7 protein-coding genes and 1 pseudogene are annotated in these 8,925 nt (G+C 38.5%); 7 read left to right on the plus strand and 1 reads right to left on the minus strand.

What is annotated here, in order from left to right:
• Window positions 1-1,581: pseudogene (locus tag G322_RS21900) on the minus strand (IS1634 family transposase); the annotation flags it as partial.
• Window positions 1,582-2,356: 775 nt separating this feature from the next.
• Between G322_RS21900 and tnaC the strand changes: the two are divergent.
• The 7 genes from tnaC to G322_RS24870 all read left to right on the plus strand — a co-directional run.
• The gene (gene tnaC, locus G322_RS24865) at window positions 2,357-2,419 is read left to right on the plus strand and encodes a tryptophanase leader peptide (protein ID WP_425413902.1); all 63 of its coding nucleotides are present in this window, start codon (window positions 2,357-2,359) and stop codon (window positions 2,417-2,419) included.
• A 362-nt stretch (window positions 2,420-2,781) separates the two neighbouring features.
• The gene (tnaA, locus tag G322_RS0115045; RefSeq protein WP_022942566.1) at window positions 2,782-4,248 is read left to right on the plus strand and encodes a tryptophanase; all 1,467 of its coding nucleotides are present in this window, start codon (window positions 2,782-2,784) and stop codon (window positions 4,246-4,248) included.
• Between the two features lie 106 nt (window positions 4,249-4,354).
• Window positions 4,355-5,608, plus strand: coding sequence for an aromatic amino acid transporter (locus tag G322_RS0115050; RefSeq protein ID WP_051143783.1), 1,254 nt, complete (start codon window positions 4,355-4,357; stop codon window positions 5,606-5,608).
• 96 nt (window positions 5,609-5,704) lie between these two features.
• Window positions 5,705-6,085: a Rid family detoxifying hydrolase gene (locus G322_RS0115055; protein ID WP_022942569.1), complete on the plus strand. Its 381-nt coding sequence runs from the start codon at window positions 5,705-5,707 to the stop codon at window positions 6,083-6,085.
• 145 nt (window positions 6,086-6,230) lie between these two features.
• Window positions 6,231-7,250 (plus strand): erythrose-4-phosphate dehydrogenase, encoded by a 1,020-nt coding sequence (gene epd, locus G322_RS0115060; protein WP_022942570.1) that lies wholly within the window; start codon window positions 6,231-6,233, stop codon window positions 7,248-7,250.
• A 287-nt stretch (window positions 7,251-7,537) separates the two neighbouring features.
• Entirely contained in the window at window positions 7,538-8,272 is a 735-nt protein-coding gene (gene pdxJ, locus G322_RS0115065) for a pyridoxine 5'-phosphate synthase (protein ID WP_022942571.1), read from the plus strand.
• A gap of 449 nt (window positions 8,273-8,721) precedes the next feature.
• Window positions 8,722-8,925: transposase family protein (locus tag G322_RS24870; RefSeq protein WP_425413901.1), on the plus strand; the 204-nt coding region annotated here is incomplete at its 3' end.

Raw genomic sequence — 8,925 nt, forward strand, 5'->3', positions numbered from 1 at the left:
TTTTGATATATTGTCCCTAAGCAATCAATAATAACTCTATTCCTCTCTTTTAAATTCACTACCAGTTCCTGTTGTGCGGAGGTAGTCAGTACATGTGGCCCTTACACCCAACGTGCCGTCGGTGTTTGAGTTGGCTTGTATTTTAAGTCTGGGAAGTATGTAGATTGCGCTTTAAGCTCTTCTCTTATTTATGCTCTAATGCAGCGTACACTATAAGGCAACAAGTCATGATCATTAGTAATGCTTCAATGCGCTCAGGCTTTTTTAAATATAATGAAGATGGTAAAAAATCAGGACTTTTTAAAAAACGAAAACCTTTTTCTACACTTTGTTGTGATTTGTAAAGCCCAAGCATTTTTTCCATTGTTAATGTTTCGCTACAATTATTTGTCGCTAACATGAACATGCCTTTTTCTTGTAAACTCGCCTGACGCTCTTCTAATGAACAATAAACCTGCCCTGTTATTTGATACTCATGCTTCTCTGCTTGTTGCCCCTGTTTAGGGCGACCACTTTTTTGTAAACTGCGTATTCAATTATTTCTATATCACTGGTTTCTATATAGCTCTGTTTTTTAAGCCATTTATTTAATGATTTACGTGCATCTAGTGCACATGAATCACGCTCTCGTGTTAATTTTTTAAAAGATTTTAGTGAAATAGTTGAATCTTTAAGCATGCGCTTATCTAACGTGTGTTGCTCTCGTTTCATTGCTTGCTCACTACGTAATAACAACCAACGTTGTTTTACACCACCATAATCCGAATCAAGCCACACTCCGCTGTAGCCGTTCTCTAATGTAGTGAAGGAATAATTTTCTTGTTCTGCGATGGCCAATTTAACTAATGTTAGTTTTTGTGGTGCGCGGGATATGAATAATCTGCCTTGTTCATCAAGTGATTGAATAGTTTCCGCGGTATATAAGGCTGCATCGCCAATGAAATGGTTACATTGTTGTGCTGCATTAAGACTGCTTAAGTGGTTTTTTACAATATTTTTAAAGCCTTCATTATCATTGATATTACCGCTCGCCGCTTGCATGTAAACAGGGAGCCCTGCTTTATTTTCGGTGATTAGGTTAATGACGACTTGGTTTAATTCTGGGCGGTGATCTCGACTGTAGCCACGCACAAGTTTAATCGTTTGAGGATCATCATCGTTATTATCATAACGCCCATCGACATGGATACTGGTGGAATCAATATTTAATCCCTCACAAGGAAGATTTAAATACTCAATAACACGTGCAGATAATGTTTGATAAAGCCCAGAAACACCTGTTTCATAGAGTTGATCGAGGCAACGCCCTAATGCATCATCATTGATATGTTCAGCCCTTATACCCTCTCCAAGAAGACGCTCGACAGGTTTGTCAGCAAAATATTCAGGATACATATGCAATGTACGACCAGTAAAACCAAGGCCATTTAGGATCATTGCTTCAACAAGTTGTCCATAAGAAATTTTCTTATCCTTACTTTACTTGGGATGTGCTTGATCGATAAGCTTTGCAATACCAATTTCTTTATACATGCCAGCGACTAAACCTAAGTGATCGAGATTTTTTATAGAATATGTCATGACTTACCATTACCCAAAGATAAGTAATAGATAAAATATGACGATCCACGTCAACTTATTTATTCTAAATTATGAAGGACGGCATAAATTAACCGTTTTTATTAATTAACCGAACAATTATCGATTGAAATTTAATCACTTTTAATGGGTGCGGAAAGACAGCAATATAGAGTGATTTCAATAAAAGCGCTAGGCGGTTGAGCACAACCGGTGAGTAGAGCAGACACCACCATAATTTCCGGATAATTCAATTTCAAAATATTAATCCTTTAATGTGTAAAAAACCTAACGAGGCCGTAGAATTTACATTCACTTGGGATTCCATAGAGTATTCTATTTTCAGTCACTAATTGATTAAATTGAACCCTAAATGGGTTTTCGGAACTAATGAGGGAGGGTTTATTGATGTGAGGGCTTTACCATTGAGTATTTACCTTCGTTTTCCCACGCGGCGTGAACTTACTCGGTAATTCATGCTTTTATTAACCGTGATATTCCTAAAAAATAGAATTTATTCACATACATTGACTTTAAATGCAGAATGAAAGACTTGCTCCTGAGGCATTCTCCTTCGGACGACTAAAAAGCGTTTTAGGTTGTTTGTCTCGGTCACTATTTTTTGTGTTTACATCACATTTTACAAGGATAATTATATGTTTATTAATTTGAATATAGGATACTAAATTCACTGGAATTAAGCATGTATTTTACAATTAATTCATAACCTAGGGGGCATAAAATGAACCTGTATCTTAAATGGCAATCCACATTATTTATGACATTGTTGGCTTGGTATAACCTTGATTACAAGCTTTCCTTTCATCTATCTTCTGAATAACTCTCAGTGGCGTTCTTAGCGCCGATTGAAAATATTAAATATCTTTTAATCATTCGTTTTTTATTCTACACATAAATTCATTTGCGAAAGCAAAGGTGTTTTAACACCCTTTATCTAGAATACTGACGATTTTTTTAAGCCCTTATTATTTTCATTTGAAGTGTAATGTAGAAACATTTACACCTCTCTCATTTAAAACAAAATTAATACTTTCGATATTTCGTTATTTATTTGGCGCGATTTTACTCACCCTAAAATCAGCACATTAACTAGCGTCTAAAGGCATGTTATTCATTTTGTACTACAAAGCAAACATTCTTTCATGGTGCAAAAAAAGCACCAACTAAAATAAAGGCATTATTATGGAAAACTTTAAACATCTACCTGAACCATTCCGCATCCGTGTTATCGAGCCTGTTAAACGTACTACGCGTGAACATCGCGAAAAAGCAATTCTAAAAGCAGGAATGAATCCTTTTTCACTCGATAGCGAAGACGTATTTATTGATCTACTTACCGACAGTGGTACAGGTGCAATTACACAAAAAATGCAAGCTGCAATGCTTCTTGGTGATGAAGCATACAGCGGTAGCCGCAGCTACTATGCACTTGCGGACGCAGTAAAAGATATCTTTGGTTATCAACATACTATTCCGACTCACCAAGGCCGTGGCGCCGAACAAATCTACATTCCTGTGCTTATAAAGAAACGCGAAATGGAAAAGGGGCTAGATCGCACTAAGATGGTCGCACTGTCTAACTACTTCTTTGATACAACACAAGGACATACTCAAATGAACTGCTGTGTTGCGAAAAACGTATACACCGAAGATGCATTTGATACCTCTGTTACTGCAGATTTCAAAGGTAACTTTGACCTAGTAAAACTAGAAGAGGCGATTACTGAAGCGGGCGCAACAAACGTGCCTTTTATTGTGAGTACCATTACCAATAACTCTTCTGGTGGTCAGCCTGTTTCTATCGCCAACCTGAAAGCAGTGTATGAGATCGCGCAAAAATACGACATTCCTGTGGTTATGGACTCCGCTCGTTATGCTGAGAACGCCTACTTTATTCAACAACGTGAAGCAGGCTATCAGGATTGGACGATCGAAGAGATTATTTTCGAGTGCTATAAGTACGCTGATTGCTTGGCGATGTCTGCAAAAAAAGATGCAATGGTTCAAATGGGCGGTCTACTTTGTTTCAAAGATGACTCAATGATGGATGCATATACTGAATGTCGTACTTTGTGTGTTGTTCAGGAAGGATTTCCTACTTACGGCGGCCTAGAAGGCGGAGCGATGGAGCGTCTTGCTGTTGGCCTTTATGACGGAATGCGTCAAGAGTGGCTGGCTTATCGTATTGGCCAAGTTCAATATCTTGTAAATGGATTAGAAGCTTTAGGCATCGTCTGTCAACAGGCCGGTGGTCACGCGGCATTCGTTGATGCAGGTAAACTGCTTCCACATATCCCGGCAGGTCAATTCCCAGCACACGCCTTAGCTTGTGAGCTTTATAAAGTTGCAGGTATCCGCGCGGTTGAGATTGGCTCACTATTACTAGGTCGTGATCCGGCGACTGGCAAACAACACACTTGTCCTGCAGAGCTACTTCGTTTGACTATTCCACGTGCAACGTACACTCAAACGCACATGGATTTTGTTATCGAAGCATTCGAGAAAGTAAAAGAAAATGCTGCGAACGTGAAAGGCCTGGAATTTACTTATGAGCCGAAGGTACTCCGCCACTTTACAGCGAAACTTAAAGAAGTTGAGACGGAACAGCAAACTAAGAAATCAGAAACAAAAGTTCTAGAAGAAGCTTAATTACAATATAAGAGCGTCCCCTTTGGGGCCGCTTTCATCTGAATAGGTAGTAAAAAAATACAAATTATATTCAAAATACAATAAAATCATCAAAGGGAAATGAGTTATGGAACAGACTTCTACATTTTCATCAAATACTATTATTACGAAAAAGAGCCCCTCATTAATAGGAGGAGCATGCATTGTAGCCAGCGTTTGCGTTGGTGCTGGCATGTTAGGCCTTCCAAGTGCAGGAGCGGGTGCATGGACAATTTGGTCCCTCCTCGCGATTACATTAACAATGATCATAATGACGGTTTCCGGTTGGATGTTGCTGGAAGCCTTTAAGAGTTATAACTTAAAGGCTTCCTTTAATACGGTAACCAAAGACTTGCTTGGTGATAAAGTTAATATGCTCAATAACTTAGCAGTTTATTTTGTAGGTGGAATATTACTTTATGCTTATATCACATCTTCAGGCCTTATCCTTCAAGATATTCTGAATCTCGATAGCAAAATCGCCTCTATCTTATTTGTGCTAGTGTTTTCTGCTTTTGTGTGGCACTCCACCCGAGCGGTAGACAAAATTTCAGTTGTGTTGATATTATTCATGATCTTAAGCTTTGTATTTGGTGTATCTGGATTAGCAATCAAAGTAGATATGTCGGTACTATTTGACACTATCAACCAAGAAACAAGCTATGCACCCTATGCTTTGGCAATGTTGCCCGTTGCTTTAACCTCCTTTGGTTATCATCATTCAGTGTCCTCAATGCGAGCTTACTACGGCGAAGAAAAGAAAGCTTCGCACGCGATATTGTTAGGTACAGCAATCGCACTAAGTTTATACTTTCTATGGCTGTTCAGTATTTATGGAAATCTTCCAAGAAACCAGTTCGGACCTATCATCGAACAGGGTGGCAACGTAGATGCATTACTCACCGCCTTAGCTTCAGTTATTGAGTCTGATAAAGTAGCAAATGCGATCAATGCTTTCTCAATGGCGGCTATTTTATCCTCTTTCATTGGCGTTGGGCTTGGAGTATTTGACTATATGGCTGATCTATTCAAGTTCTCAGATACCAACCAAGGTCGTGGGAAAACTTGGTTGCTGACGTTTATACCACCTTTAATTCTGTCGTTGCTATTCCCATTTGGTTTTGTCATTGTCATTGGTTATGCTGGCGCAGCTGCAACGGTTTGGACCTGTATCGTTCCTGCCCTTCTCGTAAGAAAGGCGCGTATGTTAGATAAAGGCAATGAAGGTTTTAAAGCACCAGGTGGCCATGTCATGATCTATATCGTCATGGGCTTCGGTGTTCTAACCGCGGTGTTCCACATCTTGTCGATGCTAGGTGTACTTCCAACGTTTACAGGCTAATTAACGTTAATTATTAAGTTCATAAGTGACTAGTTGTCTTATCCAACTTATCTAGAAACAAAGATAACTAGTCTATTAAATAAATAGGAAAATAAAATGTTTGAAATTAAAACGTCAGGTGCTCCTGAAGCTATTGGTCCCTACGTACAAGGGGTGAATTTAGGTAATATGGTCATCACCTCCGGGCAGTTACCTATAAATCCAGAAACTAAAGTAATGGTAGAAGACGTTGCAGAGCAGACAACTCAATCTTTAAAAAATGCATTAGCGATTATAAAAGAAGCGGGATTAGACGCTAAAAACATCGTCAAAACCACTGTATTTGTTAAAGATCTCAATGACTTTGCCCGTGTGAATAAAGCTTATGAAGCCTTCTTTAAGGAGCATGGTGCGGCTTTTCCAGCGCGCTCATGTGTTGAAGTGGCTCGCCTACCTTTGGATGCAAAGGTTGAAATTGAAGTTATTGCTTTTCGATAACATTATAAGTTAATAATAACTATTACATGCCCCTGGTTGAGATCTATTCTTTTTCTAAATAGGGGGCACTAACCTCTTAAATTTGCATATTAAATGATTTACTCGACAATGCAGTTCAGTTTATATATTAGGTAATTTTTGTATTATGACAATTAGAGTTGCTATTAATGGTTATGGGCGTATCGGGCGTAGTGTTGTTCGTGCATTATATGAGAGTAACCGCCAAAACAAGATTAAGATCGTTGTGATCAATGAGCTGGCCAATCCAGAAGCAATCGCTCATTTAACTCAGTACGACTCTACACATGGACGCTTTCCTTTCCCCGTTGAATTAATTAAAGATCAATTAATTATTAATAACGATGCTATTCAATTAGTACGTCATGAGGCGATAAAAGATTTACCTTGGCGAGCTTTAAATATTGATATTGTGCTTGATTGTACCGGTATCTATGGTACAAAATCTGATGCACAGGCACATGTTGATTCGGGTGCTAAAAAGGTCATATTTTCACATCCAGCAAGTGCCGATGTTGATGCCACTGTTGTATATGGTGTAAATCATCAACAACTAACTGGCGATGAAATTTTTATTTCAGGTGCTTCATGCACTACAAACTGCATAGTGCCGGTCATTCAGACCCTTGATGCAGTGTTTGACATTAAATGTGGCACTATTACAACTATTCATTCTGCTATGAATGATCAACCCGTAATTGACGCTTACCACACTGACTTGCGTCTAACTCGTGCAGCTAGCCATTCGATTATTCCAGTAGACACTAAATTAGCAGCGGGTATTGAACGCATACTTCCAAAATTTGCAAATAAATTTGAAGCTATTGCGGTACGTGTGCCCACGTTAAATGTCACGGCAATGGACCTGAGTATTACAGTCAGGAATAAAGTTACCGTTGAAGAAATTAATAGTTGCTTGAAGTCCTATTCGAAAAATAAATTAGAAGGTATCTTGGGTTATACCGAATTGCCTTTGGTTTCAATCGATTTTAATCATGATCCTAGATCCTGTATTATTGATGGCACACAAACCCGCGTCAGTGATGGCCATTTAGTGAAACTATTAGTCTGGTGTGATAACGAATGGGGCTTTGCAAACCGATTGTTGGATACAACGCAGTACATTGCAAGTTTAGCTAAAAAGTAACTTCTTTATACTCAAATAATAATATTGGAGAACCATTATGTATTTACCACAAGCCAAAGCTATTTTATACACGACTTTTTAAGCGATCATAACCTGCCTATGTTTTGGCAAGTTGTAAAGTTAGCGAAACTTTATCAGCAATAATCTATATTTCTAGGTTGGTAATATACAAAAACATGAAGTTTATAACGAAATAATCGCATTAGCCCATTTACTAGATAATAAACCATTACACAGTCATACACTTTTTGTGGCTAAGTAACCAAATAACTAATGGACATTTAACAATGAGCAAAATCTTACTTGGTGTCAATATTGACCATATTACAACATTACGCAATGCACGTGGAACTTGTTATCCAGAGCCCGCACATTTAGCGACTATTGCAGAATGTTCCGGTGCAGATGGTATTACTATTCATTTACGTGAAGATCGTCGCCATATTAACGATCGTGATGTCAGCGTATTAGCACAGACACTGCAAACGCGGATGAATCTAGAAATGGCAGTTACTAATGAAATGGTAGACATTGCACTGAAAACTCAGCCTCAGTTTGTTTGTTTAGTACCAGAAAAACGTGAAGAGTTAACGACAGAAGGCGGTTTAGATGTGCTTGGTTCATTTACTAAAATTGAATCAGTAGTAAGCCAATTAAATGCAGCAGGTATTCAAGTTTCATTATTTATCGATCCTGAAAATGCGCAAATAGATGCGGCGATTAAAACGGGTGCTACATATATCGAACTACATACTGGGCAATATGCAGATGCCGAATCTGAAGTTATACAACAAGCCGAACTTGAACGAATTGCCAAGGCTGCGACTTATGCGCACCAAGCGGGAATTAAAGTGAATGCGGGCCATGGTTTGAACTATCACAATGTTAAACCGATTGCCGCATTACCTGAAATCATTGAGCTTAATATTGGCCATGCAATCGTTGCACGTGCTGTGGTTGATGGCTTTGCTGCTGCGGTGACTGAAATGAAACGTTTAATGATCGAAGGCCGTAACGGTTAAAGAACTAAGCAGATCTATCAGTTATCTTCAACGTTAAGGACTTCTGACTTTTAGTACCCCCACTGAGCCACTTGGTTTAGTGGAATGGCTTTTGAACTGACTTTAAGCATTCGAGCCTTCAAACCTTCATCTTGTTCACTATCCCTAAATTTAGGGGATTTTATTTTAAAGATACAGGGCATTAATCAAATAAAAACCGCGGGTGTAAACCACCAGCGGTTAATCTAAACAATGCAATACTTATTTAGTGAGTAATGATTTCCGGTCAGGGCGGGATCGTGCATTTTCTATTGATTAAAATAAATTGAACTTTTTTGAATATTGATGATCTGATCAAGTAACTATCTTTCATTAAAGTCGCTAATAATGTCATTTTTAAACGAAATTGAAAAATTGAAGATCATCGAGTAGATGCAAATAAAGAATATGATTTAACAGATATTGTATTTTTGACGATGGCAGGTGTCTTGTGTGGTGCTAAAGGCTGGAAAGCAATACAGATATTTGGTGAATACCAATTAGATTGGCTAAGGCAATATAGGGAATTCCCTAATGGCATCCCGACGCGCCATTCAATTGGTCGCATCATAAGAGGAATCGAGGCTGAAAGTATTATTTCCTGCTTCATAGCTTGGTCAAATAGTCTCAGAGAT

Origin of the sequence: Psychromonas hadalis ATCC BAA-638 (genome assembly GCF_000420245.1) — a bacterium.
Classification (GTDB): Bacteria; Pseudomonadota; Gammaproteobacteria; order Enterobacterales; family Psychromonadaceae; genus Psychromonas; species Psychromonas hadalis.

What these genes read in the sequence shown, in the direction of transcription:
- pdxJ (WP_022942571.1), top strand. Translation starts at nt 7,538, where the DNA reads ATGAGCAAAATCTTACTTGGTGTCAATATTGACCATATTACAACATTA.
- G322_RS0115055 (WP_022942569.1), top strand. Translation starts at nt 5,705, where the DNA reads ATGTTTGAAATTAAAACGTCAGGTGCTCCTGAAGCTATTGGTCCCTAC.
- G322_RS0115050 (WP_051143783.1), top strand. Translation starts at nt 4,355, where the DNA reads ATGGAACAGACTTCTACATTTTCATCAAATACTATTATTACGAAAAAG.
- tnaA (WP_022942566.1), top strand. Translation starts at nt 2,782, where the DNA reads ATGGAAAACTTTAAACATCTACCTGAACCATTCCGCATCCGTGTTATC.
- epd (WP_022942570.1), top strand. Translation starts at nt 6,231, where the DNA reads ATGACAATTAGAGTTGCTATTAATGGTTATGGGCGTATCGGGCGTAGT.